Origin of the sequence: Streptomyces sp. NPDC001604, assembly GCF_042893475.1 — a bacterium.
Taxonomy (GTDB): Bacteria; Actinomycetota; Actinomycetes; order Streptomycetales; family Streptomycetaceae; genus Streptomyces.
Genome location: NZ_JBIAUY010000009.1, coordinates 235,948 through 262,460 on the forward strand (window position 1 = coordinate 235,948; position 26,513 = coordinate 262,460).

Below are 26,513 nucleotides of genomic sequence, written 5' to 3' on the forward strand. Positions count from 1 at the left end.
CAGAGAGTGACTCCGGGATGGACAAGGTCTTCAAGGCGCTCGCCGACGAGACCCGCAGACGGCTGCTGGACCGGCTGCACGAGCAGAACGGTCAGACGCTCGGCGAACTGTGCGAGCGCATCGCGATGACACGCCAGTCGGTGACCCAGCATCTGGGCGTCCTGGAGGACGCAAATCTGGTCGGCACGGTGCGGCGGGGGAGGGAGAAGCTGCACTACCTCAACCCGGTCCCGCTCCATGAGATCCAGGAGCGGTGGATCGACAAGTTCGAGCGCCCGCGCCTGCGCGCGCTGAGCGATGTCAAACGACGAGCCGAGGAAGCCACCATGACCGACAAGCCCAGTTACGTCTACGTCACCTACATTCGCAGCACGCCGGAGAGGGTCTGGGAGGCGCTCACCGACGCGGACCTGACCGCCGCCTACTGGGGTCACCGCAATGAATCGGACTGGCGGCAGGGCTCACGCTGGGAACACCTCCGCACGGACGGCTCCGGCATCGCCGACGTCGTCGGCACCGTCGTGGAGAGCGAACCCCCCATCCGCCTGGTCACCACCTGGGTCGACCCCCAGCACGAGGGGCAGGAGGACAAGTACTCCCGGGTGACCTTCGACATCGCACCGCACGAGGACATCGTCCGCCTCACCGTCACGCACGAGGACCTCTGGGACGAGGGCGCACTGTCCGATGTCTCCCGCGGCTGGCCGGCGGTGCTGTCCAACCTCAAGTCACTGCTGGAGACCGGCAGTCCGCTGCCGCAGCAGCCCTGGTCCGTGCCCGGCCACTGACCGGTGGCGGGCGAGGGAAGGCCGGTCCACGCAGAGCGCGGACCGGCCTTCATGCCGTCCTTCCGGGTCTGTTCCTACGGCCTGGGGGCGCTCCTCGCCGCCGTACCGGCGCACATCAGCCCCAGGATCACGGCGAGTGCGCCGATGATGATGTTGTTGAGGGCGACACCGGTGTCCGGGCTGGTGCCGACGACCCAGGGTGCAATGATCATCCAGATGCCCACCGCGCAGAACGCCCAGCTGAGGCCGTACATGCGCTCGGGGGCCCGGGTGAACCCGAGAGCCAGCAGGCCGATTGCGATGCCGACGACGAGGTTGTGCGTGACCAGCGGGGGCTGGCTCGTCGTGTAGTGGAGTATCCACGGGGATACGGCGCAGTACAGACCGAGCAGGAACACCGGTCCGTCCAAGAGCGTCACATCGCGACCGCCAAGCATGCGGGCATAGCGTTCCCGCATTTCGGAAACATCGGGGTGGGTGGTGATGTCCCCCCTGCTGGTGGGCGAGACGTTGGCCATGACTCGTCTCCTTTGACTCACAGGCCTGACCGCATCTGGTGCGGTATGCGGGTAAGCGCCGCGTAAGTCCATTCTGCTCTTATTTCATCTTTATGTGTAGTGGTCAGCGGGGTGCTCACGGCGGCAGGACGCCTGCGGGGCACGCCTCCTGCCTCCGCACATGTCTGTGCAGATCGCGGGCATGCGGACCATAGAAGGGTTGTGTCCGCACGTCTCACACATGGAGGTGGCTGCCGCTATGGGCGCGAAGGTGTTGGAGCGGTTTCCTGCGGGAGCTCCGCGCGGATCGTGGCCGGCGGAGGAGTACGCGGCGCGCTGCCGCGCCGAGGGCAGGCCGGCGACGGTGATCATGGATCTCAAGTCGGACGCGTTCCTCGTCGTGGTGCCGGCCGACGAGGACTGAGCCGGCAACGCTCACCTCAGGGAGCCGCCCAACTCGCGCGCCCTGCGCACGAACACCTCGTAGAGGTCCTGGGCCGCCCGGGGCGCCGAGACGGCGCGGCGGCGCTGCAGCATCAGCAGAACCTCCGTTGAGTCGTCGGAGATCGGACGGTAGGTGATCGAGCCCTGCCGCTCCAGCGGGTCGCCGATGACACTGAAGTCCGGCAGGAGGGTGGCTCCCAGTCCTTCGGCCACCATCAGCTTGCCCATTTCGGCGCCGTCGGTGGAGAAGGAGAAGTCGGGGGAGCGGCCCCGCAGCAGCCGGTGGGCGTATCGGTGCATGACATAGCCGGAGCGCATCGCGATCACCGGCTCCGGACCGTCGAGGACATCGTCCACCGTGACGGCGGACAGCGAGGCGAGCGGACTGTCCGGCCGCAGACACAACACCGGGCGCCCGCGCAGCAGTTCGGTGCTCTCGAAGTCGGCGGGCAGATCGTCGCCGTCCAGATGGTTCACCAGACCGAGGTCGAAGCCGCCCTCCAGCAGCGCCCGGTGGATCTCGGACTGCTGGGCGCCGACCACCTCCACCTGCGTCATCGGATGAGCTGTTCGGAAAGCCTGTACGGCCGGGATGAGCAGCGGGACGGTGGCGGCGTTCACCGTGCCGACCCTGACCATCCGGCTGGTCCTGTGCTGCTCTCCCGCCGCGCTGCGCAGCCGGTCCACCGCGTCCAGCACATCGATGATGTGCGGCAGCAGTTCCCGGCCCTCCGCGCTCATCGTCGCCCCGGACCGCTTGCGCTCCAGCAGGTCGACGCCCAGTTCGCGTTCCAGATTGCGCACCGTCTCGCTCAATGCGGGCTGGGAAAGGCGTAGTTCCTCCGCGGCCCGGCGCAGTGAGCCGAGCCGGGTCACGGCCGCGATGTATTCCAGTTGTTCCGTCCGCACGCCCACCAGAATGCAGCCCGTTTCACGACGTGTTCAAGGGTTTCCCTGTCACACGTTCGTGAAATTCAATGGTCCGGGATGCGAGACCGGTCGGGTTTTCCTTGACGGCCCGCAGCGCCGGCTGCCACGATCGACGGCATGAAGATGCGACTGGACCTCACGCGGCGACGCCATGTCGACCTCGCGCGCGTCTCCAGCGCCTCCTGTTGCGCTGCGGCCTGATCAACCTCTCTGAATCCGCCGCCTTTTTCCGTCTTCTCCGCCTGAATTCGCCATGCTCCTCGCACGGCTTGAATTCGGCGTGCCCGGAAACATTCCGCAACAGGAGTCACGCATGCCTGCCGCGCCCGTGAAATTCGCCTACTGGGTCCCCAACGTCAGCGGGGGACTCGTCACCAGCAAGATCGAGCAGCGCACCGACTGGGGATACGAGTACAACCGCGAACTCGCCGTCCTCGCCGAGAACAACGGCTTCGACTACGCCCTCAGCCAGGTCCGCTACATGGCCAGCTACGGCGCCGAGTACCAGCACGAGTCGACCAGCTTCAGCCTCGCCCTGCTCCTCGCCACCCAGCGTCTGAAGGTCATCGCCGCCGTCCACCCCGGCCTGTGGCACCCCGGCGTCCTCGCCAAGCTCGGCGCCACCGCCGACCATCTCTCGAACGGCCGCTTCGCCGTCAACGTCGTGTCCGGCTGGTTCAAGGGGGAGTTCACCGCCCTCGGCGAGCCCTGGCTGGAGCACGACGAGCGCTACCGCCGCTCCGAGGAGTTCATCCGCGCCCTGCGCCAGATCTGGACCGAGGACCACACCGAGCTCGCCGGTGACTTCTACCGGCTGCGCGACTTCTCCCTCAAGCCCAAGCCCCTCAACACCACCGAGCGTCCGCACCCGGAGATCTTCCAGGGCGGCAACTCCACCGCGGCCCGCGCCATGGCCGGCCGGGTCTCCGACTGGTACTTCTCCAACGGCAAGGACTTCGACGGGGTCACCGAGCAGATCAACGACGTACGCAGGTCCGCCGCCGAAGTCGGCCGCCGGGCACCGAAGTTCGGCCTCAACGGCTTCCTCATCGCCCGTGACACGGAGGCCGAGGCCCGTGACACGCTCCGCGAGATCGTCGCCAAGGCGGACACCGAGGCCGTCGAGGGCTTCGGCGCCGCGGTGAAGCAGGCGGGACAGTCCACCGGCGACAAGAAGGGCATGTGGCAGGACTCCTCCTTCGAGGACCTGGTGCAGTACAACGACGGCTTCCGTACGGGGCTCATCGGCACCCCCGAGCAGATCGCGGAGCGCATCGTCGCCTACAAGCAGCTCGGCGTGGACCTCCTGCTGCTCGGCTTCCTGCACTACCACGAGGAGGTCGAGTACTTCGGGAAGCGCGTGCTGCCGCTCGTGCGCGAACTGGAGGCCCAACTGCCCGACGCGGAGCCCGAGTCCGTCCCCGTCCACGCCTGACCGGCCCCCACCGCGAGAAGAGGTCATCAGCATGAGCACCGTCACGCCCACCGACTGGACCACCCTCCCCGCCCCGCGGACCGCCCAGGACTGGATCTCCCGCGCCGCTGACGTCGCCGCCGTCCTCGCCACCGACGCCGCGGAGCGCGACCGCGCCGGAGCCACCCCGTACGCCGAGGTCCAGCTCCTGAAGGACGCCGGGCTCGTCACCCTGCTCGGCCCCACCGAGCACGGCGGTGCAGGTCAGGACTGGCCCACCGCCTACCGCGTCGTCCGTGAGGTCGCCAAGGCCGACGGCTCCATCGGCCAGCTCCTCGGCTACCACTACCTGTGGTTCTGGGCCGCCCGTCTGGTCGGCACCCGCGAACAGTGGGAGCAGGTGGAGGCCGAGGCCAGCCGCGGCCGCTGGTTCTTCGGGGGAGCCGTCAACCCGCGCGACAAGGACGTCACCGTCACCGAGGACGGCGACGACCTCGTCTTCACCGGCCGCAAGTCCTTCTCCACCGGCAGCAAGGTCTCCGACGTCACCGTCCTCGAAGGCGTCCTGGAGGGCACGGACAACCACGTCTTCGCCATCGTGCCCTCCGACAGCGAGGGCCTGACCTTCCACGACGACTGGGACAACATCGGCCAGCGGCTCACCGAGAGCGGCGGCGTCACCCTCGACGGGGTGCGCACCCCCTGGTCCTCCGCGGCCGGCTACGTCGACAAGCAGTTCCAACCGCGCACGTACAACACGCTCAACGTCCCCACCATCCAACTGGTCTTCGTCAACTTCTACCTGGGCATCGCGGGCGGCGCGCTGGAGACGGCGGCCACCTACACCCGCACCAAGTCCCGGTCCTGGCTGCACGGCGGCCACGAACGCGCGGTCGACGAGCCCTACGTGATCGACATCTACGGCGACCTCACCGCCAAGCTGTGGGCGGTCGAAGCGCTCGCCGACGCCGTCGCCGCCGAGGGGCAGAAGCTGCACGACGACCCGGACGCCGTCACGGAGCAGACCCGTGGCGACTTCGAGGTGCGGGTGGCCGCCGTCAAGGCACGCGCCACCGACGTCGCCCTGGAGATCGCGAACCGTATCTTCGAGGTCACCGGCGCGCGCTCCACCGCCACCTCCGAAGGCCTCGACCGGTTCTGGCGCAACATCCGCACCCATACCCTGCACGACCCCGTCGCCTACAAGCGGCGCGAGGTCGGCCGCTGGGTCCTCGAAGGCGAACTGCCCGAACCCACCTGGTACTCCTGACCCTTCCCCGGGGCGCCCGCCGCGCGCGGGCGCCCCGCCTCCTCGCAAGAGGACGCATCCCGGCGCACTCCCGCGCATCCCTGAAAGAGGACCCATGGCCACCGTCCTGTCCGTCTCCGGCAGCCCCTCCGCCTCCTCCCGCACCAACCGCCTCCTGCGTCACCTGGACAAGAGGCTGATCGCACAGGGCCACGAGGTGATCCCGCTCGACGTGCGCACCATCCCGGCCGAGGCCCTGCTCGGCGCGGACTTCAAGCACCCCGCCATCGTCGCGGCCACCGAACTGTTCGCGCAGGCCGACGGCGTCGTCGTCGGCACCCCCGTCTACAAGGCGTCGTACTCCGGGGTCCTCAAGGCGCTCCTCGACCTGCTCCCGCAGTACGCGCTGACCGGCAAGACCGTGCTGCCGCTGGCCACCGGCGGCTCGACCGCCCACGTCCTGGCCATCGACTACGCGCTGCGCCCGGTCCTGTCCTCCATGGGCGCCGGCCACATCGTGCAGGGCTGGTTCACCCTCGACAAGGACATCACCGTGCACGAGGACGGCCGGCTCACCGTGGCGCCGGGCGCCACCGAGGCCCTCGTCCAGGTCGTCGACCAGTTCTCGACGGCCCTGGGCCGTACCCGGCTCCTGGCCGCGGCGAGCTGAGCGCCGTGTCCGCCCACGTCATCGCCGACGACGCGGAGGCCCTCGCCGTCGCGGGTGCCCTGGCCGAGGAGTTCCGCGCCGGTGCCTCCGCCCGGGACGCCGAACGCCGGCTCCCGCGCGAGGAGCTGGACCGGCTGTCCGCCTCCGGGCTGCTCGCGGTCACCGTCCCCGCCGAGCACGGCGGCGCGGACGTCACCGCAGCGACCCTCGCAGAGATCTTCCGGCTGCTCGCCTCGGCCGACGGCAGCCTCGCCCAGATCCCGCAGAGCCACTTCGCCTACGTCAATGTGATCCGCCGTCAAGGCACCGAGGAGCAGCGGAAGTTCTTCTTCGCGGAGCTGCTCGGGGGCCGCCGCTTCGGCAACGCCCAGTCCGAGGCGGGCACCAAGCACGTCCAGGACATCCGCACCCGGCTGGAACCGCAGCCGGACGGCTCCTACCTCCTGACCGGGGTCAAGCACTACTCCACCGGGGCCCTCTTCGCCGACTGGATCCCGGTGCTGGCCCGCGCCGAGGACGACAACCTGCATGTCGCGTACGTCCCCCGGGAAGCGCCCGGCCTGACGGTGATCGACGACTGGGACGGCATGGGACAGCGCACGACCGCCAGCGGAACCGTGCGCCTGGACGGTGTCGAGGTGCCCGCCGACCGGGTGTTCCCCCACCACCTCACCTTCCAGGGGCCGCAACTGCACGGCGCCGTGGCCCAGTTGCTGCACGCCGCCATCGACGCAGGGATCGCGGCGGGTGCCCTCGCCGAAGCCGCCGAGTTCGTGCGCAGCAAGAGCCGCCCCTGGTTCGAGAGCGGTGTCGACACCGCCGCCGAGGACCCGCTGCTCATCCAGCGCTTCGGTGAACTCGCCCTCCAGGTACGGGCGTCCGAGGCCCTCCTGCGCGAGGCCGCCCGCGCGGTGGACGCGGCGCGCACCGACCTCACCGACGACACGGCGGCCGAGGCGTCCATCGCGGTCGCCGCGGCCAAGGTGCAGGCCGCGCAGTCGGCGGTGGAGGTGACGAGCGCCCTGTTCGAGGTGTCCGGCACCCGGGCGGCGCTCAACTCCCTGAACCTGCACCGCCACTGGCGCGACGCCCGCACCCACACCCTGCACGACCCCACCCGCTGGAAGATCCAGCACATCGGCCGGTACGTCCTCAACGGCACCCGGCCGCCCCGCCACGGCCTCCTCTAGCGACACCAGCGACACCTCTGATCGGAGACCCCACGTGTCCCTCACCTTCCACTGGTTCCTGCCCACCAACGGCGACAGCCGGCACGTCGTCGGCGGCGGCCACGGCACCCCCGCCACCGCCTCCGGCCGGGACCGGCCGCCGACGGTGGCGTATCTGAGCCAGATCGCCAAGGCCGCAGAGGACCTGGGCTTCGTCGGCGCGCTCACCCCCACGGGCGCCTGGTGCGAGGATGCGTGGCTGACCACCGCCATGGTCAGCCGGCACACCGAACGGCTGAAGTTCCTGGTCGCCTTCCGCCCCGGCTTCGTCTCGCCGACGCTGGCCGCGCAGATGGCGTCCACCTTCCAGCGGCAGAGCGGTGGACGGCTGCTCCTGAACGTCGTCACGGGCGGCGAGAGCCACGAGCAGCGGGCCTACGGGGACTTCCTGGACAAGGACGACCGCTACCGCCGTACCGGCGAATTCCTGGAAATCGTCCGGGCGTTGTGGGAGGGCAAGACAGTCGACCTGCACGGCGAGCACCTCCAGGTGGCGGACGCGAAGCTCGCCCGGGTGCCCGACCCGGTCCCTGAGGTCTACTTCGGCGGATCCTCACCCATCGCCGGAGAGATCGCCGCCAAGTACGTCGACACGTACCTCACCTGGGGCGAGCCGCCAGCCCAGGTCGCCGAGAAGATCGCCTGGATCCGGGGGCTCGCCGCCAAGGAGGGCCGCACTCTGCGCTTCGGCATCCGGTTGCACGTCATCACCCGCGACACCTCCGAGCAGGCGTGGGCGGAGGCCAACCGGCTCCTCGACGGCTTCGATCCGCAGACCGTGCAGTCCGTCCAGGCCGGCCTCGCCCGCAGCGAGTCCGAGGGGCAGCAGCGGATGCTCGCCCTGCACGGCGGCGGCAACCGCGACGGCCTGGAGATCCACCCCAACCTGTGGGCGGGCATCGGCCTGGTCCGCGGCGGTGCGGGCACCGCGCTGGTCGGCAGCCACGAGGAGGTCGCCGAGCGGATCAAGGAGTATGCGGCCCTCGGCATCGAGGAGTTCGTGCTCTCCGGCTACCCGCACCTGGAGGAGGCGTACTGGTTCGGCGAGGGCGTGCTGCCGCGCCTGGCCGCGCAGGGCCTGTGGCAGCACCCGTTCGCCCAGCCGGCCGCACCTTCGACACAGGTGCCGTTCGCGAGCTAGTCCCTCGCGCCGACCTTGCCGCCGAAGAAGACCTGCACCTCCCGGACCAGCCCGTCCCGGACGATGATCGCCTCGACATTGCGGTACCGGTCGCCGGTCGTGAGCTCGTACTCGTAGTGGACGAGTACGAGCTCCTCGTCGGCGGGCACGACATGCAGCATGCGCTGCTCCACGAACCGGTCCGCGGTCGGGAAACACCGCTCGAAGAAGGCCGCCCTGTCGAGGTGGTCGTCCTGCGGACTGGTGAAGGAGAAGTCCTCGGCGTAGAGCGCCAGGGCCGCCTCGCGGTCCTGCGACCGGTAGCACCGGAACGCCGCCTGGACGACGTCGGTCGGACTCTTCGCCATCAGGCCTCCTGGATCTCCGTGAGCGCATCGAGATGCGCCCGCCGCACCACCGACGTCTGCCCCTGCACCAGCAGGAACATTCCCTCGCGGGCCAGCCGCTGCGCGGGATGGCGTACGTCCATGGTGCGGCCGCCCCCGGCCACGACCGCAGCGGTCGTGGCCGCACGCATGAGGTCGTACGACCGCGTCTTGAGCGCCAGCCGTTCCCCGATGCGCTCGTGCGGGACGGGGTGATCGGCCAGCTCGTACGCCTGCCGCCGCACCTCGTCGAGGCGGCCGCGCAGCCCCCGGGCGGTTTCCGTCTCGCCGGCGTCCTCCAGCACACGCAGCGCGGCGTACGCCACCCCGAAGACGGCCGGCGAGGCGTTCGTGCTCCGCGGCAGGTCGACGAGGGCGAACTTCTCCTGGGGGGTGCGCAGCACCACGCTGTCCTCGGGCAGCCACAGGCCGTCCAACTCCAGCGAGACCGTGCGTGCGGCGGTGAGCGCCGCCAGCTGCATCGGCTGCGAGGCGCGCAGCCCCGGCTGTTCGCGGGCGTCGGCGAAGGCGAAGACGATCTCGGCCGAGTCGGTCACGCCCGCGAGCAGCATCACGTCGTTCAGCCCCCAGCCCGTGTACCAGGGAACGGTGCCGTCGAACCGCCAGCCGTCCCCCTCCGCCGTGGCCCGCACGGGCACCCGGGGGAAGGCACGGACATGGGCGTAGGCGATCCCGGCGAGCAGCTCACCGGAGGCCAGCGGACCCAACAGCCGCTCCCGCACCGGGAGTTCGGACTTCGCCAGCAGCCGTACCGGAGTGTGGTGCTGGGTCTGTACGAACCAGGTCGAGCAGCATGCCCCGGCCAGGATCTCCTGGACCTCCCGCGCCACCGGGTCGGGGGCGCCCGCACCGCCGTACTCGCGCGGCGCGCTCACACCCAACAGCCCCGACCGCCTGACGGCCTCGAGATGGCTCGCGGGCACCCCCTCCTGGTCGACGCGCGCCGCGTTCGGGGCGAGGAGGTCGTCGGCGAGGGTGCGGGCGGTGGAGACGAGAGGGTGCGCTGCGGCGGTCATGCGGAGATTCTCCCGATGTCGTCGTGCGCGGTGTCGATCCGGGGGTGTGCCGTTCGTGTAGGAGGTGAGAGAACGGCACCGTGCCAAGGAGGACGTCATGCAGTACTACCTGCTCAGCGTGATCACACCGACCGACGGAACGCCGCCCGGGCCCGAGGCCATGGCGGAGATCGTCCGCAACCTCGACACCTTCCACGCGGAACTGCGTGAGGCCGGCGCCTGGGTCTTCGCCGGCGGCCTGCACGGCCCCGAGACGGCCACCGTGCTACGGCCCCAGGGCGGCGACGTATTGATCACCGACGGGCCCTACGCCGAGGGCAAGGAGTACCTGGGAGGCATCTGCCTGATCAAGGCCCCCGACCTGGACGCGGCGCTGGAGTGGGGCAGGAAGGCGACCTGGGCGACCACCCTGCCCATCGAGGTGCGCCCGTTCATGCACCAGGCCGAGGAGTGATGTCCCCTCCCGTCGACGTCGAGGCCGTCTTCCGCGCGGAGTACGGCCGCGCCGTCGCCGTCCTCGTCCGCTTCCTGGGCGACATCGACCTCGCCGAGGAAGCGGTGCAGGACGCCTTCACGACGGCCGTGCAGCGCTGGCCGGAGACCGGCGTGCCCCCGAGCCCGGCCGGCTGGATCATCACCACAGCGCGCAACCGCGCGATCGACCGGTTGCGTCGCGAGTCCTCCCGCGAGGCCCGCCATGCCGAGGCGGCCCTGCTGCACACTCCCGACGCACCGGCCGAGGAGGGCCCCGTGCGCGACGACCGGCTCCGCCTGATCTTCACCTGCTGCCACCCGGCGCTCGCCCCCCAGGCGCAGGTCGCCCTGACCCTGCGCCTGCTCGGCGGCCTCACCACACCGCAGATCGCGCGCGCCTTCCTGGTGCCCGAGCCGACGATGGCCCAGCGCCTCGTCCGCGCCAAGGCGAAGATCCGCGATGCCCGCATCCCCTACCGCGTGCCCCGCGACGCAGACCTCCCGGAGCGCCTGAAGGGCGTCCTGGCGGTCGTCTACCTGATCTTCAACGAGGGCTATGGCGGCAGCCCCGACCTGTGCGCGGAGGCCGTACGCCTCGGCCGCCTCCTGTCCGAGCTGATGCCGGACGAGCCCGAGGTGACCGGCCTCCTCGCGCTGATGCTCCTTGTGGACTCCCGCCGTCCTGCCCGGCTGGACGCGGACGGCGTGCTGGTACCGCTGCCGGAGCAGGACCGCAGCCGCTGGGACCGGGAGCTGATCGCTGAGGGGCAGTCACTGGTCCGCCGCTGCCTGCGCCGCAACCAGCCCGGCCCGTACCAGATCCAGGCCGCCATCCAGGCCGTGCACAGCGACGCGCCCACAGCCGATGCCACCGACTGGGGCCAGATCCGACAGCTGTACGACCAGCTTCTGGCCATTGCGCCGAGCCCCGTCGTGGCCCTGAACCGGGCGGTGGCCGTCGCCGAGACCGAAGGACCCCGCCGAGCCCTGGAAGCCGTCGAAGCGCTGGACCTCGACGGCTACCACGTCTTCCATGCCGTCCGCGCCGACCTGCTGCGCCGCCTGGGGCGCGACACGGAGGCGGTACGGGCGTACGAGGAAGCCATCGCGCACTCGGAGAACCAGGCCGAACGAACCTATCTCGAACGGCGGCGGCAGGATCTCGGCCGCACGTGACGCGCTCGCCCACCGGTGACGGCTTGGCTGCGGAAAGTAGTCCTCCGGCGACGGGATTTATTTTGGTGTATGAAAGGTTGCCATATACACCTGACCCTGTCCGTTCCAGCAGCGAGGCATCGTGAACCACTCCACCCCCGAGCAGCCCGCCGACGTCGTGGCCCGGCTGCGCGCCACCTTCCGCACCGGCCGCACCAAGCCCGTCGAGTGGCGCACCGCCCAGCTGTGCCGCCTGCGCGAGATGCTCACCGAGAACGGACCCGACCTGGCCGCCGCCCTCCACGCCGACCTCGGCAAGAGCTCCACCGAGGCCCACCGCACCGAGATCGACTTCACGATCCGCGAGATCGACCACACCCTCGACCACCTCGCCGACTGGCTGCGCCCCGAAGCGGCCCCGGTCCCGACCCGCCTCGGCGCGGACGCGAGCGCCTGGACGCAGTACGACCCGCTCGGCGTCGTCCTCGTCATCGCCCCCTGGAACTACCCCGCCCAGCTCCTGCTCGCCCCGCTGGTCGGCGCCCTCGCCGCGGGCAACGCGGTGGTCGCCAAGCCGAGCGAACTGGCTCCCGCCACCTCCGCCGCGCTCGCCCGTCTGCTGCCCGCCTACCTCGACACCGACGCGGTCGCCGTCGTCGAGGGGGGCATCCCGGAGACCACGGCTCTGCTGGCCGAGCGCCTCGACCACATCTTCTACACCGGCAACGGCGCCGTCGGTCGCATCGTCATGCGCGCCGCCGCCGAGCACCTCACCCCGGTCACCCTCGAACTGGGCGGCAAGTCCCCGGCGTTCGTCGACCGCGGCACCGACCTCGACGTCGTCGCGGACCGGCTGGCCCGTGGCAAGTTCCTCAACGCCGGGCAGACCTGTGTCGCCCCCGACTACGTCCTGACGGATCCGGCCACCGCCGCCGCCCTGGAACCCGCGTTCACCCGCGCCGTCGAGGCGCTGTACGGCAGCGACCCCTCCGCCTCCGCCGAATACGGCCGGATCGTCAACGAACGGCACTTCGACCGGCTCTCCGGCCTGCTCGACTCGGGCCGCCTCGTCGTCGGCGGCAGCAGCGACCGTACGACGAAGTACATCGCACCGACCGTCCTGGCCGACGTCGACCCCAAGGCGCCCGTCATGCAGGAAGAGATCTTCGGGCCGATCCTGCCGATCGTCACCGTGCCGGACCTGGACGCGGCGATCGAATTCATCAACGACCGCGACAAGCCCCTCGCCCTGTACGTCTTCTCGGAGTCCGAGGAGACCCGAGGCCGGATCGCCGCCGAGACGTCCTCCGGCGCTCTCGGTCACGGCCTGCCGCTGGCCCATCTCACCGTCTCGGACCTGCCCTTCGGCGGCGTGGGCGAGAGCGGCATGGGCAGCTACCACGGCCGCTACTCGATCGAGACGTTCAGCCACCGCAAGGCGGTGCTGCACAAGCCGCTGAGCTGAATCCGGCGAGGAGAGCGCCCGGCCGTGCGACGCGGCCGGGCGTTTTTCGAACCCAAATATCGGACTCTGCTTATATAAGCGATTGCTGATATAGTCGCCGCATGCACGCCTTCGATGTGCTCGGGGACCCGGTCCGCCGGCGGATCCTGGAGCTGCTGGCCGGTGGGGAGATGGCCTCGGGAGCGCTCTGTGAGGTCATCCGGGAGGAGTTCGGGATCTCGCAGCCGGGTGTGTCGCAGCATCTGAAGGTGCTGCGGGAGAACGGGTTCGCGACCGTCCGCCCCGAAGGAACCCGGCGGCTGTACGCGGTCAATGCCGAGCCGTTGCAGGACATAGACGCCTGGCTCGACCGGTTCCGCCGCTTCTGGACCCCGCATCTGGACGCCCTGGCCACCGAGCTGGCGCGCGGCAAACGCGCACGCCGACTCCGGGATGCCGACGAAACCCCGAGGAGCACCCATGACCGACGTGACCCATGACATCAGCGACGTGCGCCGTCAGGTCGGCCGTCGCACCTTCAAGGCGGGCGAGGCACGCGTCGTGACCGTGACCCGGACCTACGACGCCCCACTCGACGACGTGTGGGACGCCTGTACGAACCCCGAGCGCATCCCCCGCTGGCTGCTGCCCGTGACGGGCGAACTGCGCCTGGGAGGCCGCTATCAGCTCGAGGGCAACGCGGGCGGTGTGATCGAGCACTGCGACCCGCCCAAGAGCTTCTCCGCAACCTGGGAGTACGGCGGCGAGGTCAGCTGGATCGAGCTGCATCTGACCTCCGAAGAGGACGGCACGCGCTTCCAGTTGGAGCACATCGCCCATGTCGACGACACGAAGTGGGCGGAGTTCGGCCCGGGCGCGGTCGGCGTGGGATGGGACCTGATGGTCCGGGGACTCACCCTGCACCTGGGGAGCGGTGGCGCGGCCGTCGACCCGAAGGAATTCATGGCCTGGATGGGCTCGGACGAGGGCCGTCGCTTCATGACGTCCAGCAGCGAAGCCTGGTACACGGCGAACGTGGCCGGCGGCGAGGACGAGAAAACGGCACGTGAGGCCGCGGACCGGACCACGGCGGCCTACACGGGAGCGGGCGAGGGCGGCGACCCCGGTGAAGGGGTCGCCGGCTGACCGCCTCTCCTGTCGACCGTTGCCCTCGACTTCGTACACGTATCCGCAAAGTCCCCGCGTCGGGGGGCCGCGCCTGTGCGAAACTCCCCCGATGACCTCCCAAACGATCACCGCGGACGCTGCGGGTACGTGGAAACTCGGCGACCTGACCGTCAACCGCATCGGCTTCGGAGCGATGCGGCTGACGGGCAGCGCCGCCTTCCACCACGGGACACCCAGCGACCGCGGGCGCTCGATCGCCGTGCTGCACCGGGCGATCGAGCTCGGCGTGAACCACATCGACACCGCTGCCTTCTACTTCTCCCAGCTGCGGTCCGCCAACGAGATCATCAACAGCGCCCTGGCCCCGTACCCCGACGAACTCGTCATCACCACGAAGGTCGGCCCCTACCGCAACTACTGGGGGGAGTGGGGCAGTCCGGCCCGCCCCGACCAGCTGCGCGGTCATGTGGAGGAGAACCTGCGCCAGCTCGGCCGAGACCACCTCGACGTCGTCAACTTCCGCCGCACCGAGCAGGACTCGATCGCCGAGCACTTCGGCGCGCTGGCCGAACTGCGCGAGGCGGGACTCATCCGGCACCTGGGCATATCCGGCGTCGAGCCCCGGCACCTTGCCGAGGCGCAGGCCATCGCGCCGGTGGTGTGCGTACAGAACCGGTACGGGCTCGAACACCACGACCCCGCCACCGACGAAGTCCTGCGCCTCTGCGGCGAACAGGGCATCGCCTTCGTACCGTTTTTCGCCGTCGCGGGCGACGGCGGGGCGAAGGGCGCGAGCACCACCTACGACGAGGAAGTGCTCGCCGTCGCCCGCGCCCACGACGCGAGCCCGAGCCAGGTCCGCATCGCCTGGACGCTGCACCAGGGATCGCACGTCCTGGCCATCCCCGGCACCGGCAACCCCGACCACCTGGCCGAGAACGTGGCAGCAGGATCGCTCCGTCTCACCGCCGACGAGCTGGAGCGGCTCAACGCCCTGCACAGCAAGGCCGACTGAGGCCGAGGGGGCCCTCGGCGGGGGGCCCTCAGCCGCCGCGCCACCTCGTCTCAGACCACCCACACGCCGTCCCGCATCAGATGCCGCCCGGGCAGCTCAGGCCCGCCTCGCCAGGCCTGCACACCACGCGGCCGCACCCGGAAGAAGGCGTACGACGCGCTGTCCTGACGCGGATCCCACCCCGTCTTCGCCACGAACGCGTCGGCCGCCGCGGCCGGCACGTCCTGCCCGGTGAACGTCTCCACATCCCCGTCGACGAGCACCACGTCCTGCGTGTCGCCGAACGCCAGCCGGGTGCGCCCGCCATCGCGCAGATTGCGGCCCGTGGGGTTGGTGACCCGGGTGGACATCCAGACCGACTCCCCGTCCCAGGCGAACCACAGCGCGACCAGGCACGGCAGCCCGCCCTCGTCGGCGGTGGCGACCCAGATGTCCCGCTCCCGCGCCAGTCGGGCCAGTACGTCCTGCTTGCGCTGCCCGACGCTGCGGGGCGGCTCGGTGATCTTCATGCCCGGACGCTACCGGCGCGTCCCGCATCGCACCTCGGGCTGCAGCCCTAAGTCCGTGGGCCTCCTCTTCTCCGGGGGCCGAACCCGCGCACCACCCGCCCCGCCGCCACCTTCTGCAGCAGCCCGTACGCCAGCACCGGCAGCAGGATGTGCGGACGGTCGGGCAGCGTCGTCGTGATGAGGACGGCACTGGCGCTGCTGTTGTTCATCCCGCAGGCCAGCGTCACGGACGCGCCGGTTCTCGCATCCAGCCGCAGGGCGTGGGAGGCGACCCGCCCGAGCATGAAGGACAGCCCGCACACGGTCGCCGCCACGGCCAGCGCACCGGCCAGCAGCGCCGGGCGCGGGTGACGCAGGAACGGCCCCAGCACGCCGCTGGCGTTCACATATGTCAGCAGCAGGGAGGCCGGGAGCGTCACGGCGACGGCGGCGCCGACGAGCCCCTCCGACGCCCGCCGGGGCAGGAGCAACCGGCACAGCAGGCCCGCACCGCAGGGCAGCACGACCGAGGTGAGCGCGAAGGCATGCCCGGCGGTCTGCGCCGCGTCGGCCAGCCGGCCCGCGTACTCGCCGCGCAGCAGCGGGCACAGCGCCGCCAGGGTCAAAGGCACCGTCAGCGGGCTGACCAGCGTGGAGGCGAGGACCAGTCCGACAGCCGTCGGCTGGTCGCCGTCCCCCTTGGCGGTCCACACCGTCGCCCCGGCCGCCACCGGCATCGCGACGATCAGGATCATCGCGGCGACCATGCCGCTGCCGCCGTCCTGGTCGGGGGAGTGCCGCAGCGCGAACGCGACCCCGGGGACGATCAACAACGGCGCCACCACGTGCAGCACGAGCCCGGCGACCAGAGCGGCCGGGCGCCTCAGCAGCAGCCGCAACTCACGCAGCGGCACCTGGAGGCCGGCGCTGAACAGCACGAACGCGAGGAGTGACTGCGGTGTCCCCAGGGAGAGTTCAGCGAGACCGGGGATGCCGATCGGATGCGGGTGCCGCAGCCACAGGCCGGGAGCGGGCAGCAGCGCCGCGGCCGCGTAGGCCAGGACGATCGCCGCGCCGAGATGGCGCCGGAGCGGGGCGAACGTGCGAAGTGGCCGGGGCGGTCGCAGCTGGTGGTCGGCGGTGGTCTTCGCGGGGCGAAGGCTCATGGCGGCGCTCTTCCGTCGTGGGGCTGGGGCGGAGAAGGAGCGCCGGTATCGCGAAGCGGCCCACCGGGGTGCTCGCGTGCGGGTGTGCGCGGGGCCCTGCGGTCATGGTGGGCTGCCCCTTTCGTGTGGTCGGTGCGGGTGCGACAGCACGCCGCGACCGAGTGACTACAGCCATGTAGACGGTCTACTGAACTGTAGACGACCGCACTGACAGAGGCTGACTGGCGCACCTCGGGGTTTTACGTATAACCTCACCCGTCAACCACTCTCCGACCTCGCGAAAGGCCCCGATGAGACGCATCGCCCTGGTCACCCTCGTCGTCGACGACTATGACGAGGCGATCCGCTTCTACACCGAGGCCCTCGGCTTCCGGCTCGTCGAGGACACGCCCCGGCCCGACGGCTCCCGCTGGGTCGTCGTCCAGCCCGGCGCCGAGGCCGCGGGCACCGCCCTGCTGCTGGCCCGTGCCAAGGACGAGGCGCAGCGCGCCCGGCTCGGGGACCAGACCGGCGGGCGCGTCGGCTTCTTCCTGCACACCGACGACTTCACCCGCGACCACGCCCACATGCTCGCCGCCGGCGTGACCTTCCTGGAGGAGCCGCGCCACGAGCCCTACGGCTCGGTCGCCGTCTTCCAGGACCTGTACGGCAACCGCTGGGACCTGCTCCAGCCCGCCGACTGACGACCCTCCGCCCCGCCGCTTGGAACCACTGCTCAAGGAAAGCCCTCGCCATGACTGCAACGCGCGTAGACGCCGAAGTGATCCGCCGCCTGCCCAAGGCCGTCCTGCACGACCACCTCGACGGCGGCCTGCGCCCCGCCACCGTGGTGGAACTCGCGGCCGAGGTGGGCCACGCCCTGCCCACCACCGACCCGGACGAGCTGGCCGCCTGGTACGTCGAAGCCGCCAACTCCGGTGACCTGGTGCGCTACATCGCCACCTTCGAGCACACTCTCGCCGTCATGCAGAGCCGTGAGGGCCTGCTGCGCGTCGCCGAGGAGTACGTCCTCGACCTGGCCGCGGACGGGGTCGTCTACGGCGAGGTGCGCTATGCCCCGGAGCTGAACACCCGCGGCGGCCTGACGATGGCCGAGGTCGTCGAGACCGTCCAGGAGGGCCTCGCCGCCGGTATGGCCAAGGCCGCTGCCGCGGGCACGCCGGCCCGCGTGGGCACCCTGCTGTGCGGCATGCGGATGTTCGACCGGGTGCGGGAGGCCGCCGACCTCGCTGTGGCCTTCCGCGACGCGGGCGTGGTCGGCTTCGACATCGCCGGTGCCGAGGACGGCTTCCCGGCCGCCGATCACCTGGACGCCTTCGAGCATCTGCGCCGCGAGAGCGTGCCCTTCACCATCCATGCCGGCGAGGCGTTCGGTCTGCCCAGCATCCACCAGGCGCTGCAGGTGTGCGGCGCCCAGCGCCTCGGCCACGGTGTGCGCCTGACCGAGGACATCGTCGACGGCAAGCTGGGCCGGCTGGCGGGCTGGGTCCGGGATCGCCGGATCGCCCTGGAGATGTGCCCGACCTCCAACCTGCAGACCGGCTGCGCCACGTCGATCGCCGAGCACCCGATCACGGCCCTGAAGGACCTCGGCTTCCGCGTCACGCTGAACACCGACAACCGTCTGGTGTCGGGCACCACCATGACCCGTGAGATGGCGCTGCTGGTGGAGCAGGCGGGCTGGACGGCCGAGGACCTGCGCACGGTCACGGTCAACGCGCTCAAGAGCGCGTTCATCCCGTTCGACGAGCGCAGGGCCCTCATCGAGGGCGTCGTCCTGCCGGGCTACGAAGCCGCGCTCTGAACCAGTCCCCGTACATAGGCCGCCTGTCCGATGTGCTGAAGGTCGTCGGACAGGACGCTCACCAGCCGCACGCCCAGGGTGACCGGCGGATCCCAGTTCTCGTCGACGATGCGCTCGAGATCCTTGGCGGCCAGCTCACGCAGGGCGCCGAGGGACTGCTCGTGCACGGCGTCGTAATAGCCGGTCAGCAGGTCGCCGGAGTCGACCCGCACCTTGGCCACCTTGGCGGAACTGTGCCCGTAGCCCGTGTCGCGGCGCGGGAGATCCAGCCCGAAGCGCTTCTCCCAGTCCTGCGCGAGCCACACCTGGTCGAGCCCGAAGGCGTCGGCCACATGGTCGTCCTGGACCCGGGTGAGGTGCCAGACGAGCCAGGCGATGGAGTTGCCGGCCTTGTACGGGCGGGCGTTGAGGTCGTCGGGGCCCAGGCCCTCTACGGCTGCGTGGACTTCTTCCTGGATGCGGTTGAACCCGTCGATGAGGATGTCCTTGGCATGCATGCATCCACCATCGCGCATTACGGCCCGTCGTGCGTGCCCTGCTCCAGAAGCGCCATCAGCGCCCGGGCCGCGGGACTGGTCGCCTGTGGCGGCGGGAGCAGCGCCACCGTCTCGTAGACCGCCTCGCCGGTGCCCTTCACCGGCAGGGCGGTGAGCGCCTCCCGCTTGTGCCGGAAGTGCCGGGGTACGACCGCGATGCCGAGGTTCTCGTCGACCAGGTCCAGCAGGCTGTGCACGTCGTTGACCTCCAGCGCCACGGTGCGCCGGACGCCCGCCGCCGCGAAGGCCGTGTCGGTGGTGCGGCGCGGCCCCCAGTCCGGGTGGAAGTCCACGAACACCTCCCCGCCGAGCTCCTCCGGCGTGACCGCCGCGCCGCCCGTCGCCAGACGGTGAGTGGGATGGCACAGCACCGTCATCGGCTCACCGGTCAGCGACACCGAGCGCAGCTGGTCGGTGTCCGCCTGCGTCCGGTAGGCGAAGGCCAGGTCCAGGCGCCCGGCCGCGACCTCCTCCGCCAGCGCGCCCGAGCCGGCCTGCCGCAGCCGTATCTCCACATCCGGATGCCGCCGCCGGAACGCGGCGAGCAGCCCCGCCACGTCCACCCCCGCGATGCACTGCTCGGTGCCCAGCGCGAGCGTGCCGCGCAGTACGCCCTGCACGGCGGCGACCGCCTCGTGCGCGGACCGCACCTGCGCCAGGATCCGCTCCGCCTCGCCGAGCAGCGCCCGCCCCGCCTCCGTGAGCGTGACCCTGCGGGTCGTCCGTACGAACAGCGGGGTCTGCAACTCCCGCTCCAGCGCCCGGATCGAGGCCGACAGCCCCGACTGGGACACCATCAGCCGTTCTGCCGCCCGGGTGAAATGCTGGTCCTCGGCGACCGCGACAAAGTGCTGGAGATGGCGCAGTTCCATAATTGAGAAGCCTATCCGCTCAATCCCATCGCATTCTCCTGTTGGACCACTGCTCGCAGGTCGCGAAAGATATGGGGTGCCGGCCTCCCTCACCTTCCGGGAACCGGGAAACCGTGTGCCAACCCCTCTGGAGTCGCGTTGTACACCGCACACCCCGACCGTTACGCGGACCTGCCCTACCGGCGCACCGGACGCAGCGGCCTGAAGCTCCCCGCGATCTCGCTCGGCCTGTGGCACAACTTCGGTCCCGACCGTCCGGTCGAGACCCAGCGGGCCATCCTGCGCCGCGCCTTCGACCTCGGCGTCACCCACTTCGACCTGGCCAACAACTACGGCCCGCCGCCCGGTGCGGCCGAGTCCGCGCTCGGTGAGTTCCTGAAGACGGACTTCGCTCCGTACCGCGACGAACTGGTCATCTCCACCAAGGCCGGCTACCTCATGTGGCCCGGCCCGTACGGCGAGTGGGGCTCCCGCAAGTACCTGCTGTCCTCGCTGGACCAGAGCCTGGCGCGGATGGGCCTGGACTACGTCGACATCTTCTACTCGCACCGCCCCGACCCGGAGACTCCCCTGGAGGAGACGATGGGTGCCCTGCACTCGGCGGTCCAGCAGGGCAAGGCGCTGTACGTCGGCATCTCCAACTACTCGGCCGAGCAGACCCGCGAGGCCGCCCGCATCCTCGGTGAGCTGGGCACTCCGCTGCTGATCCACCAGCCGCGCTACTCGATGCTGGACCGCCGGCCCGAGGAGGAAGGCCTCCTGGACGCCCTGGACGAGCTCCAGGTCGGCTCCATCGTCTTCTCCCCGCTGGAGCAGGGCCTGCTCTCCTCCCGCTACCTCGACGGCATCCCGGAGGGCTCGCGGGCGGCGAGCGACAGCCCCTTCCTCAACTCGGACGCGGTCACCGCGGACCTCGTCGACAAGCTGCGCGCCCTCGACGAGATCGCCAAGGGCCGCGGCCAGACCCTCGCCCAGCTGGCCCTCGCCTGGGTGCTGCGCGGCGGCCGGGTGACCTCCGCGCTGGTCGGTGCGAGCAGCGCGCAGCAGATCGAGGACAGCGTCGCGGCCACCCGCAACCTGGACTTCGACGCCGAAGAACTGGCCCGCATCGACGCGATCATCCAGCCGTAGGCCCCTCGCCGTACGACGCGGCCGACGTGCTGTCCGACGCGGCTCGGGCAGCGCGTCGGCTGCTCGCCCCGGCGCCTTCAAACGCCTCCCCGGCCGGGGCCGCGCCCGGTGCCACCCAGGGCCGTCAGGAGCTGAGCCGCTCCTGCAGGTGCACGGTGACCCGGTCGCCCTCGCCCTTCCCGATGGCCTTGCGGAGGTCGGCCTTCACCGGCAGTTTGTGCGTGCCGTCGCCCAAGGCCATGAACGAGCTGCGGAAGGGGCGCCCGTCGATCGTGCCGCGGACCTTGACGAGCCCGCGGGTGCCGAAGAACTCGACGCTCTTCGGCCAGACGAGATAGGTCCAGCCGCCGTCGTTCGGGCTCTTGCGCAGGACGGCGGTGAACCTCTCGTCCAGCTCGGTGGTCGTGGTCATGACTGCTCCTCCGCTCGCGGTGGTCACCTACCTGGGAGACCGCCGCGAGCGCGAAAACTCATCGCGCGGCTCACGCCCCGGCGGGCACCCGGTCCAGGAAGCCGAGCACCGAGCGGATACGGCCGTCCGCGTCCAGCGTGATCACGTCGGAGCCGGCCACCGGCGCCGAGCCGTCGGCCTCGCTCACCAGCTCCCAGGAGAAACGCGCCGTGTCGTGGTGGCCGTCCACGGCGCCGGTCAGCCGGAAGGTGAAACCCGGAAACTGCGCGTGTGCCGCGGTGATCAGGGCCGCGATGTCCTCGTGGCCGCTGACGGCGGCGAGCGGGTCGGCGTAGGTGCCGTCCGTCGCCCAGGCGGCGGCGACCGCCTTCGCCAGTGCCTCCGGTTCGCCCGCGTTCCAGGCCTCGAAGTAGCGGGCGACGGCGTTCTCGTGACGGTCGGTGTTCGCGGACATGGGAAATCAGCCTCCATCGAGGTCGTAGCTGCTGGTCAGGACCCGGATTCGCGGTTGCGGCGATCCGGTGTGACCACCATGCCCGGCCCGCGAGGGATCGTCGATTACCCCTCGGGTAATGGAACATTCGCTGGGTTTCGGCCAACTGCCCCTGTGAATATGCCAGGAGACTGGCCGGAAAGTCGTGGTGACAGTGGTTCAGTAGTGAACATACTCAACAGTCAAGGGACTTCACGGCGAGCGAAGACGTCATCACGGACAGCACATGAGCCGCATCGAAAGCGAGGCCGGCCGGCAGGCGAGCGAGCAGCGGGGGAGCGAACGTGCACGACGAGTTCTTATGCCATGTCACCGCTTACGGGATCTGCGGAGGCGAGCGTATCGGTGTGCCTTTAGGCACCTACCGGGCTCCAACCCTCGCCCTCGCCCTGTGGTGGCTGCGCGACCGGGCCAACTGGATCGCCGACCGTCTCGATCCCCAGCCGGAGGCGGAGCACTTCCCGCCGAGTTCGCTCGTCCCCGTCGCCGACACCGTGCCCGACGTACCGGTCGTACTGCGCTCGTGGTGCGCCAACATCGCCCAACAGGAACTGGTCGCCGACGAGTTGGCCGCGGGGCACCTGGTGCGGATCGCGACCAGTGACGAGACCACCGAGTACGAGTTGCTGGCCGAGTCCGTCGACGCCCTGCGTATGCAGCGGACCATCCCGGCGCTCGTCCTGCCCGTCGGCTGAGCGCCTGCGGCACTCGCCACGCCGGGCGCACATGGGGACGAATCGGTAGAATTCTCGTCATGGCAGAGCGGCCCATGGCGCCGACTGCGCCCGAACTCGTCCTGGAGACCGAGGCGGGCTCCACGGTGATGAGCCCGGGCCGCGACTACCACGTCGGACGCGACCCGCTCAGCGACATCGTCTTCGACGACGCACGGGTCTCGTGGCACCACGCGGTGCTGCGCCCCGAGGCCGACCACTGGACCATCGAGGACGAGAACAGCACCAACGGCACCTTCGCCGACGGCCGCCGCATCCACGAGCGGGGTGTGGGCCCCGGCAGCGTCATCCGCTTCGGCAACCCCTCCAACGGCCCGTGCGTCGTCCTCGTCAGCCCCCCGACCCTGGTTCCCGAGCGTCCCTCCGCGGTGTCGATGCCCGGCCTGACCGGCACCTTCCGCAGGCCCACCACCGTACGGCCGCTGCCCACCCGCACCGTCCGCATCGGCCGCGCCGCCGACAACGACCTCGTCGTCGACGACCTCGTGATCTCCCGGCACCACGCCGAGCTGCGCGCCCTGTCCGACGGCAGCTACGAGATCGCCGATCTGGGCAGCCACAACGGCACCTTCCTCAACGGCTCGCCCGTCACCACCGCCACCATCGGCCCCGGCGACATCGTCGGCATCGGTCACTCCGCGTTCTGCCTCGTCGGCGACCAGCTGCAGGAGTACGTCGACACCGGCGAGATCTCCCTCGACGTGCAGGACCTCACCGTCGCCGTCGACCGCGGCCGCAAGACCCTGCTCGACCATGTGTCGTTCCCGGTGGGGGCGAAGTGCCTGCTCGCGGTCGTCGGCCCGAGCGGCGCCGGCAAGTCCACCCTGCTCAACGCCCTCACCGGACAGCGGCCCGCCGACCACGGCACCGTGCTCTACGACGGGCGCGACCTCTACCGCGACTACGCCGAGCTGCGCCAGCGCATCGGACTGGTCCCGCAGGACGACATCCTGCACGCCCAGCTGACCGTCCGCAGCGCCCTGTCCTACGCCGCCGAGCTGCGCTTCCCGCAGGACACCGCGAAGGCCGAGCGCCGGGCCCGGGTCGACGAGGTCATCCGCGAACTGGGCCTCGAGCAGCGCGCCGACCAGCCGGTGCACAGCCTCTCTGGCGGGCAGCGCAAGCGGGTCAGCGTGGCCCTGGAGCTGCTGACCAAGCCCTCGCTGCTGTTCCTCGACGAACCGACCTCCGGCCTCGACCCCGGCATGGACCGCTCGGTGATGCACATGCTGCGCGGCCTCGCCGACGACGGCCGCACCGTCATCGTCGTCACCCACAGCGTGCTCAGCCTCGACGTCTGTGACCGGCTCCTGGTGCTCGCCCCCGGCGGCAGGATCGCCTACTACGGCCAGCCCGGGGACGCCCTCGCCTTCTTCGGCTTCGAGCAGTGGCCGGAGGCCTTCGAGGCCTTCGAACACGACGACCGCGACTGGGCCGGCGACTACCGCTTCTCGCCCTTCCACCGGCACTACATCACCGAAGCCACCGCCCAGCCGCGTGTCCCCCGCTCGGGCCCGGTCGTCATCACCCCGCCCGCCAGGCCCCGCAGCCGTGGCGCCCAGCTCGGCACGCTGGTGCGCCGCTACACCGCCGCGCTCGGCGCCGACCGCACCTTCCTCGCCATCATGATCGCCCTGCCGTTCGTGATGGGCGCCATGGCCCGCGCCCTGGCCGGCAGCAGGCTCACGCAGGCGACGGCGATGAACGCCCTGCTCATCCTGTGCGTCGGCGGAGTCCTCACCGGCGCGGCCAACGCCGTGCGCGAACTCGTCAAGGAACGCACCATCTACCGGCGCGAGCGGGCCGTGGGCCTGTCCAGATCGGCGTACCTGATGTCGAAGGTCGTCGTCCTGGGCACCATCACGGTCCTGCAGGCCGTGGTGCTCACCCTGGTGGCCCTCCTGGGCGTCGACCTCAACGCGCCCGGTGGCGAAGGCGTGTTGATGCCGCCCCTTGTCGAAATCACCGTCGCCGTCGCCCTGCTGGCGTTCACGGCGATGACGCTCGGACTGCTGGTGTCGGCGCTGGTGCGCAAGGAGGAGGTGACGATGCCGCTGCTGGTGCTGCTCGCCATCGTCCAGGTCGTCTTCTGCGGCGCGCTCCTGAAGCTCCACGGAGTGCCGGGCCTGGAACAGCTGTCCTGGCTGGTGCCCTCCCGGTGGGCGCTCGGCGCGATGGCCGGCACCGTGGGCCTCGCGCGGATCGTGCCCGGCGACCTGACCGGCGACCCGCTGTTCAGGCACTCGGCCGGGGTGTGGCTGCTGAACATCGCCATGCTGGTGGTGCTCTCCGCGGTGTTCTGCTTCGCCGTCTCCCGGCTGCTGCGCCGCCACGAACCCGCCGTGATGCGGAAGTCGTGATGGCGACCCCAGGCTTCCGGCCCACTCACGTCGTCCCCCAGCACGGCATGCCCGCCTGGGAGGACCCCGACCCGGCCCGCCCCACCGTGCCCCTCGACCCGCTGCTGCCGGTCCAGCTCGTCGAGCGGCGCGGCGACTGGGGGCATGTGCTGTGCGCCAACGGCTGGTCCGCCTGGGTCGACGGCCGCTGCCTGGTCGCCGTACCCCAGGACCCGCCCGCCGCCGGAGGCCCCCAGGACCGCACCGCCGACCCGCGCCCCCTGCTCTCCCGCGCCGAACAGACCCTGGCCCGCTACCGCAGCGCGGTCGAGGAACTGGCCCGCGGCGGCCTCGACGGGGAGTCCTTCCGCAGCCGTACACAGGGACTGCGCATCGGGATCGTCGTCGACGGCGAGTCCGTGTGGCTGTACGACACCGAGCAGGGACGGTGGGTGTACGGCGACGGGAAGCACCTGAGCACGTACGCCACCGACGACGGACCCCGGGCCGCCCCGGCCGGCCCCGGCCACGCCCCCACGCAGGTCGTGACCCCCGATGGCCCGTGACACCAGCCTGTTCTCGGGCCGGCCCTCCGAACTGATCGGCCGGCAGGTCGCCGGCTACCGCATCGAGCGCGAGATCGGCCGCGGCGGCATGGCGGTCGTCTACCGCGCCCGCGATCTGCGCCTGGACCGCACGGTCGCCCTCAAGCTGCTCGCCCCCGAACTCGCCCGCAACGACACCTTCCGGCTGCGCTTCACCCACGAGTCCCGGGCCGCCGCCGCGATCGACCACCCGCACATCGTGCCGGTGTACGAGGCCGGCGAGACGGACGGCGTCCTGTACATCGCCATGCGCTACGTCGAAGGCAGCGACCTGCGTCATCTCCTCGACCGGCGGGGCCCGCTCGCGCCCGTGCCCGCGCTGCGCATCGCCGCGCAGATCGCCTCCGCGCTGGATGCCGCCCACGACTACGGGCTGGTGCACCGGGACGTGAAACCCGGGAACATCCTGGTCGCCCGCGGCACCGACAGCGACCACCCCGAGCACGCCTACCTCACCGACTTCGGCCTGACGAAGAAGTCGCTGTCCCTGACCGGCTTCACGACCGTCGGCCAGTTCGTCGGCACCCTCGACTACGTGGCCCCGGAGCAGATCTCCGGCCGGCCCGTCGACGGGCGCTGCGACGTCTACGGGTTCGCCTGCGTCGTGTTCGAGTGCCTGGCGGGCCGGCAGCCCTTCCGGCGCGAGGACGACATGGCCCTGCTGTGGGCCCACCAGTACGACCAGCCGCCGCCGCTGACGGAGTTCCGCGCCGACCTCGCCCCGGCCGTCGACACCGTGTTCGCCAAGGCTCTGGCCAAGAGCCCGGACGACCGCCACGACTCCTGCCTCGCGTTCGTCGCCGCCCTGCGCGGTGCGGTGACCGGCGCCGCGCCGGGCACCGACCACCCCCCGACGGAGGTGGGCCTCCGGGCCGCAAGCGCGCAGCGGGACCGCCCCCGGCCTCCACCGCGCTGGGCGGAGCCGGTCTTCCGGGGGCGGAGCTGAGCGTTCC

At 70.9% G+C, this 26,513-nt stretch carries 31 protein-coding genes; 21 read left to right on the plus strand and 10 right to left on the minus strand.

The window, feature by feature from the left end:
- Positions 1-17: 17 nt before the first annotated feature.
- On the plus strand, positions 18-788 hold the full coding sequence (locus tag ACFY1E_RS25235; RefSeq protein ID WP_389079645.1) for an ArsR/SmtB family transcription factor: 771 nt from the start codon (positions 18-20) through the stop codon (positions 786-788).
- 74 nt (positions 789-862) lie between these two features.
- On the opposite strand, the gene ACFY1E_RS25240 is transcribed toward ACFY1E_RS25235, so the two are convergent.
- Complete coding sequence (locus tag ACFY1E_RS25240) at positions 863-1,306, minus strand: SPW repeat protein (RefSeq protein WP_389079647.1); 444 nt, start codon at positions 1,304-1,306, stop codon at positions 863-865.
- Between the two features lie 238 nt (positions 1,307-1,544).
- On the opposite strand from ACFY1E_RS25240, the gene ACFY1E_RS25245 reads away from it, so the two are divergent.
- A complete protein-coding gene (locus tag ACFY1E_RS25245) occupies positions 1,545-1,709 on the plus strand; it encodes a hypothetical protein (protein ID WP_266964205.1) in 165 nt (54 codons plus the stop codon).
- 11 nt (positions 1,710-1,720) lie between these two features.
- On the opposite strand, the gene ACFY1E_RS25250 is transcribed toward ACFY1E_RS25245, so the two are convergent.
- Positions 1,721-2,638 carry a LysR family transcriptional regulator gene (locus ACFY1E_RS25250; protein ID WP_389079648.1) on the minus strand — a complete coding sequence of 306 codons (918 nt, stop codon included), beginning with the start codon at positions 2,636-2,638 and terminating at the stop codon, positions 1,721-1,723.
- Between the two features lie 144 nt (positions 2,639-2,782).
- On the opposite strand from ACFY1E_RS25250, the gene ACFY1E_RS25255 reads away from it, so the two are divergent.
- The 6 genes from ACFY1E_RS25255 to ACFY1E_RS25280 all read left to right on the plus strand — a co-directional run bounded on the left by ACFY1E_RS25255 (position 2,783) and on the right by ACFY1E_RS25280 (position 8,362).
- Positions 2,783-2,860: a putative leader peptide gene (locus ACFY1E_RS25255; protein WP_350786652.1), complete on the plus strand. Its 78-nt coding sequence runs from the start codon at positions 2,783-2,785 to the stop codon at positions 2,858-2,860.
- A gap of 112 nt (positions 2,861-2,972) precedes the next feature.
- Entirely contained in the window at positions 2,973-4,094 is a 1,122-nt protein-coding gene (gene sfnG, locus ACFY1E_RS25260; protein ID WP_389079649.1) for a dimethylsulfone monooxygenase SfnG, read from the plus strand.
- Positions 4,095-4,125: 31 nt separating this feature from the next.
- Entirely contained in the window at positions 4,126-5,343 is a 1,218-nt protein-coding gene (locus ACFY1E_RS25265) for an acyl-CoA dehydrogenase family protein (protein ID WP_389079650.1), read from the plus strand.
- Between the two features lie 94 nt (positions 5,344-5,437).
- Positions 5,438-5,992: an NADPH-dependent FMN reductase gene (gene ssuE, locus ACFY1E_RS25270; RefSeq protein ID WP_389079651.1), complete on the plus strand. Its 555-nt coding sequence runs from the start codon at positions 5,438-5,440 to the stop codon at positions 5,990-5,992.
- Between the two features lie 5 nt (positions 5,993-5,997).
- Positions 5,998-7,182 carry an SfnB family sulfur acquisition oxidoreductase gene (locus tag ACFY1E_RS25275; RefSeq protein ID WP_389079653.1) on the plus strand — a complete coding sequence of 395 codons (1,185 nt, stop codon included), beginning with the start codon at positions 5,998-6,000 and terminating at the stop codon, positions 7,180-7,182.
- A 34-nt stretch (positions 7,183-7,216) separates the two neighbouring features.
- Positions 7,217-8,362: an LLM class flavin-dependent oxidoreductase gene (locus ACFY1E_RS25280; RefSeq protein WP_389079654.1), complete on the plus strand. Its 1,146-nt coding sequence runs from the start codon at positions 7,217-7,219 to the stop codon at positions 8,360-8,362.
- On the opposite strand, the gene ACFY1E_RS25285 is transcribed toward ACFY1E_RS25280, so the two are convergent.
- Together ACFY1E_RS25285 and ACFY1E_RS25290 are read right to left on the minus strand one after the other, a co-directional pair.
- Entirely contained in the window at positions 8,359-8,709 is a 351-nt protein-coding gene (locus tag ACFY1E_RS25285) for a nuclear transport factor 2 family protein (RefSeq protein ID WP_389079656.1), read from the minus strand. The genes ACFY1E_RS25280 and ACFY1E_RS25285 overlap by 4 nt on opposite strands.
- Positions 8,709-9,764, minus strand: a complete 1,056-nt coding sequence (locus tag ACFY1E_RS25290) for an acyl-CoA dehydrogenase family protein (RefSeq protein WP_389079658.1) — start codon at positions 9,762-9,764, stop codon at positions 8,709-8,711. Before ACFY1E_RS25290 ends, ACFY1E_RS25285 begins: the two co-directional genes overlap by 1 nt.
- A 97-nt stretch (positions 9,765-9,861) precedes the next feature.
- On the opposite strand from ACFY1E_RS25290, the gene ACFY1E_RS25295 reads away from it, so the two are divergent.
- From ACFY1E_RS25295 to ACFY1E_RS25320, 6 genes are all read left to right on the plus strand, one after another.
- Complete coding sequence (locus ACFY1E_RS25295) at positions 9,862-10,218, plus strand: YciI family protein (protein WP_389079659.1); 357 nt, start codon at positions 9,862-9,864, stop codon at positions 10,216-10,218.
- Positions 10,218-11,414: an RNA polymerase sigma factor gene (locus ACFY1E_RS25300; RefSeq protein WP_389079661.1), complete on the plus strand. Its 1,197-nt coding sequence runs from the start codon at positions 10,218-10,220 to the stop codon at positions 11,412-11,414. Before ACFY1E_RS25295 ends, ACFY1E_RS25300 begins: the two co-directional genes overlap by 1 nt.
- Positions 11,415-11,535: 121 nt before the next feature.
- Positions 11,536-12,858: an aldehyde dehydrogenase family protein gene (locus ACFY1E_RS25305; RefSeq protein ID WP_389079662.1), complete on the plus strand. Its 1,323-nt coding sequence runs from the start codon at positions 11,536-11,538 to the stop codon at positions 12,856-12,858.
- Between the two features lie 101 nt (positions 12,859-12,959).
- Positions 12,960-13,337, plus strand: coding sequence for an ArsR/SmtB family transcription factor (locus tag ACFY1E_RS25310; RefSeq protein ID WP_389079663.1), 378 nt, complete (start codon positions 12,960-12,962; stop codon positions 13,335-13,337).
- Complete coding sequence (locus ACFY1E_RS25315; protein ID WP_389079665.1) at positions 13,318-13,983, plus strand: SRPBCC family protein; 666 nt, start codon at positions 13,318-13,320, stop codon at positions 13,981-13,983. Before ACFY1E_RS25310 ends, ACFY1E_RS25315 begins: the two co-directional genes overlap by 20 nt.
- 91 nt (positions 13,984-14,074) lie before the next feature.
- Entirely contained in the window at positions 14,075-14,980 is a 906-nt protein-coding gene (locus ACFY1E_RS25320; RefSeq protein ID WP_389079667.1) for an aldo/keto reductase, read from the plus strand.
- Positions 14,981-15,030: 50 nt separating this feature from the next.
- Here ACFY1E_RS25320 and ACFY1E_RS25325 read toward each other — a convergent pair whose 3' ends face one another.
- Positions 15,031-15,489: a pyridoxamine 5'-phosphate oxidase family protein gene (locus ACFY1E_RS25325; RefSeq protein WP_389079668.1), complete on the minus strand. Its 459-nt coding sequence runs from the start codon at positions 15,487-15,489 to the stop codon at positions 15,031-15,033.
- Positions 15,490-15,536: 47 nt separating this feature from the next.
- Positions 15,537-16,634 (minus strand): sodium-dependent transporter, encoded by a 1,098-nt coding sequence (locus ACFY1E_RS25330; protein ID WP_389079669.1) that lies wholly within the window; start codon positions 16,632-16,634, stop codon positions 15,537-15,539.
- Between the two features lie 290 nt (positions 16,635-16,924).
- Here ACFY1E_RS25330 and ACFY1E_RS25335 point away from each other — a divergent pair, with 290 nt between their 5' ends.
- Both ACFY1E_RS25335 and ACFY1E_RS25340 read left to right on the plus strand, forming a co-directional pair.
- Complete coding sequence (locus tag ACFY1E_RS25335; RefSeq protein ID WP_389079671.1) at positions 16,925-17,317, plus strand: VOC family protein; 393 nt, start codon at positions 16,925-16,927, stop codon at positions 17,315-17,317.
- Between the two features lie 50 nt (positions 17,318-17,367).
- Entirely contained in the window at positions 17,368-18,438 is a 1,071-nt protein-coding gene (locus ACFY1E_RS25340) for an adenosine deaminase (RefSeq protein ID WP_389079672.1), read from the plus strand.
- Here ACFY1E_RS25340 and ACFY1E_RS25345 read toward each other — a convergent pair.
- Complete coding sequence (locus tag ACFY1E_RS25345) at positions 18,420-18,935, minus strand: DUF664 domain-containing protein (protein WP_389079674.1); 516 nt, start codon at positions 18,933-18,935, stop codon at positions 18,420-18,422. The two genes, ACFY1E_RS25340 and ACFY1E_RS25345, sit on opposite strands and share 19 nt — an antisense overlap.
- Positions 18,936-18,952: 17 nt before the next feature.
- The gene (locus tag ACFY1E_RS25350) at positions 18,953-19,846 is read right to left on the minus strand and encodes a LysR substrate-binding domain-containing protein (RefSeq protein WP_389079675.1); all 894 of its coding nucleotides are present in this window, start codon (positions 19,844-19,846) and stop codon (positions 18,953-18,955) included.
- A 138-nt stretch (positions 19,847-19,984) separates the two neighbouring features.
- Here ACFY1E_RS25350 and mgrA point away from each other — a divergent pair, with 138 nt between their 5' ends.
- Complete coding sequence (mgrA, locus tag ACFY1E_RS25355; RefSeq protein WP_389079676.1) at positions 19,985-20,977, plus strand: L-glyceraldehyde 3-phosphate reductase; 993 nt, start codon at positions 19,985-19,987, stop codon at positions 20,975-20,977.
- 124 nt (positions 20,978-21,101) lie between these two features.
- On the opposite strand, the gene ACFY1E_RS25360 is transcribed toward mgrA, so the two are convergent.
- Both ACFY1E_RS25360 and ACFY1E_RS25365 read right to left on the minus strand, forming a co-directional pair.
- Positions 21,102-21,389 (minus strand): DUF1905 domain-containing protein, encoded by a 288-nt coding sequence (locus tag ACFY1E_RS25360; RefSeq protein WP_389079678.1) that lies wholly within the window; start codon positions 21,387-21,389, stop codon positions 21,102-21,104.
- Between the two features lie 70 nt (positions 21,390-21,459).
- Positions 21,460-21,843: a nuclear transport factor 2 family protein gene (locus ACFY1E_RS25365; RefSeq protein ID WP_389079680.1), complete on the minus strand. Its 384-nt coding sequence runs from the start codon at positions 21,841-21,843 to the stop codon at positions 21,460-21,462.
- 323 nt (positions 21,844-22,166) lie between these two features.
- Here ACFY1E_RS25365 and ACFY1E_RS25370 point away from each other — a divergent pair, with 323 nt between their 5' ends.
- The 4 genes from ACFY1E_RS25370 to ACFY1E_RS25385 are packed head-to-tail and all read left to right on the plus strand — an operon-like array spanning position 22,167 to position 26,506.
- Positions 22,167-22,577, plus strand: a complete 411-nt coding sequence (locus ACFY1E_RS25370) for a hypothetical protein (RefSeq protein ID WP_389079681.1) — start codon at positions 22,167-22,169, stop codon at positions 22,575-22,577.
- A 59-nt stretch (positions 22,578-22,636) separates the two neighbouring features.
- On the plus strand, positions 22,637-24,976 hold the full coding sequence (locus ACFY1E_RS25375; protein ID WP_389079683.1) for an FHA domain-containing protein: 2,340 nt from the start codon (positions 22,637-22,639) through the stop codon (positions 24,974-24,976).
- Positions 24,976-25,521 carry a hypothetical protein gene (locus ACFY1E_RS25380; protein WP_389079684.1) on the plus strand — a complete coding sequence of 182 codons (546 nt, stop codon included), beginning with the start codon at positions 24,976-24,978 and terminating at the stop codon, positions 25,519-25,521. The genes ACFY1E_RS25375 and ACFY1E_RS25380 overlap by 1 nt, the downstream gene beginning before the upstream one ends.
- The gene (locus tag ACFY1E_RS25385) at positions 25,511-26,506 is read left to right on the plus strand and encodes a serine/threonine-protein kinase (RefSeq protein ID WP_389079686.1); all 996 of its coding nucleotides are present in this window, start codon (positions 25,511-25,513) and stop codon (positions 26,504-26,506) included. Before ACFY1E_RS25380 ends, ACFY1E_RS25385 begins: the two co-directional genes overlap by 11 nt.
- The last annotated feature ends 7 nt before the right edge of the window (positions 26,507-26,513 follow it).

Excerpts from the sequence above, each read along its gene's own strand:
- ACFY1E_RS25235 (WP_389079645.1), top strand. The coding sequence starts at position 18 with ATGGACAAGGTCTTCAAGGCGCTCGCCGACGAGACCCGCAGACGGCTG.
- ACFY1E_RS25240 (WP_389079647.1), bottom strand. The coding sequence starts at position 1,306 with ATGGCCAACGTCTCGCCCACCAGCAGGGGGGACATCACCACCCACCCC.
- ACFY1E_RS25245 (WP_266964205.1), top strand. The coding sequence starts at position 1,545 with ATGGGCGCGAAGGTGTTGGAGCGGTTTCCTGCGGGAGCTCCGCGCGGA.
- ACFY1E_RS25255 (WP_350786652.1), top strand. The coding sequence starts at position 2,783 with ATGCGACTGGACCTCACGCGGCGACGCCATGTCGACCTCGCGCGCGTC.
- sfnG (WP_389079649.1), top strand. The coding sequence starts at position 2,973 with ATGCCTGCCGCGCCCGTGAAATTCGCCTACTGGGTCCCCAACGTCAGC.
- ACFY1E_RS25265 (WP_389079650.1), top strand. The coding sequence starts at position 4,126 with ATGAGCACCGTCACGCCCACCGACTGGACCACCCTCCCCGCCCCGCGG.
- ssuE (WP_389079651.1), top strand. The coding sequence starts at position 5,438 with ATGGCCACCGTCCTGTCCGTCTCCGGCAGCCCCTCCGCCTCCTCCCGC.
- ACFY1E_RS25285 (WP_389079656.1), bottom strand. The coding sequence starts at position 8,709 with ATGGCGAAGAGTCCGACCGACGTCGTCCAGGCGGCGTTCCGGTGCTAC.
- ACFY1E_RS25290 (WP_389079658.1), bottom strand. The coding sequence starts at position 9,764 with ATGACCGCCGCAGCGCACCCTCTCGTCTCCACCGCCCGCACCCTCGCC.
- ACFY1E_RS25295 (WP_389079659.1), top strand. The coding sequence starts at position 9,862 with ATGCAGTACTACCTGCTCAGCGTGATCACACCGACCGACGGAACGCCG.
- ACFY1E_RS25300 (WP_389079661.1), top strand. The coding sequence starts at position 10,218 with ATGTCCCCTCCCGTCGACGTCGAGGCCGTCTTCCGCGCGGAGTACGGC.
- ACFY1E_RS25310 (WP_389079663.1), top strand. The coding sequence starts at position 12,960 with ATGCACGCCTTCGATGTGCTCGGGGACCCGGTCCGCCGGCGGATCCTG.
- ACFY1E_RS25315 (WP_389079665.1), top strand. The coding sequence starts at position 13,318 with ATGACCGACGTGACCCATGACATCAGCGACGTGCGCCGTCAGGTCGGC.
- ACFY1E_RS25320 (WP_389079667.1), top strand. The coding sequence starts at position 14,075 with ATGACCTCCCAAACGATCACCGCGGACGCTGCGGGTACGTGGAAACTC.
- ACFY1E_RS25325 (WP_389079668.1), bottom strand. The coding sequence starts at position 15,489 with ATGAAGATCACCGAGCCGCCCCGCAGCGTCGGGCAGCGCAAGCAGGAC.
- ACFY1E_RS25330 (WP_389079669.1), bottom strand. The coding sequence starts at position 16,634 with ATGAGCCTTCGCCCCGCGAAGACCACCGCCGACCACCAGCTGCGACCG.
- ACFY1E_RS25335 (WP_389079671.1), top strand. The coding sequence starts at position 16,925 with ATGAGACGCATCGCCCTGGTCACCCTCGTCGTCGACGACTATGACGAG.
- ACFY1E_RS25340 (WP_389079672.1), top strand. The coding sequence starts at position 17,368 with ATGACTGCAACGCGCGTAGACGCCGAAGTGATCCGCCGCCTGCCCAAG.
- ACFY1E_RS25345 (WP_389079674.1), bottom strand. The coding sequence starts at position 18,935 with ATGCATGCCAAGGACATCCTCATCGACGGGTTCAACCGCATCCAGGAA.
- ACFY1E_RS25350 (WP_389079675.1), bottom strand. The coding sequence starts at position 19,846 with ATGGAACTGCGCCATCTCCAGCACTTTGTCGCGGTCGCCGAGGACCAG.
- ACFY1E_RS25360 (WP_389079678.1), bottom strand. The coding sequence starts at position 21,389 with ATGACCACGACCACCGAGCTGGACGAGAGGTTCACCGCCGTCCTGCGC.
- ACFY1E_RS25365 (WP_389079680.1), bottom strand. The coding sequence starts at position 21,843 with ATGTCCGCGAACACCGACCGTCACGAGAACGCCGTCGCCCGCTACTTC.
- ACFY1E_RS25375 (WP_389079683.1), top strand. The coding sequence starts at position 22,637 with ATGGCAGAGCGGCCCATGGCGCCGACTGCGCCCGAACTCGTCCTGGAG.
- ACFY1E_RS25380 (WP_389079684.1), top strand. The coding sequence starts at position 24,976 with ATGGCGACCCCAGGCTTCCGGCCCACTCACGTCGTCCCCCAGCACGGC.
- ACFY1E_RS25385 (WP_389079686.1), top strand. The coding sequence starts at position 25,511 with ATGGCCCGTGACACCAGCCTGTTCTCGGGCCGGCCCTCCGAACTGATC.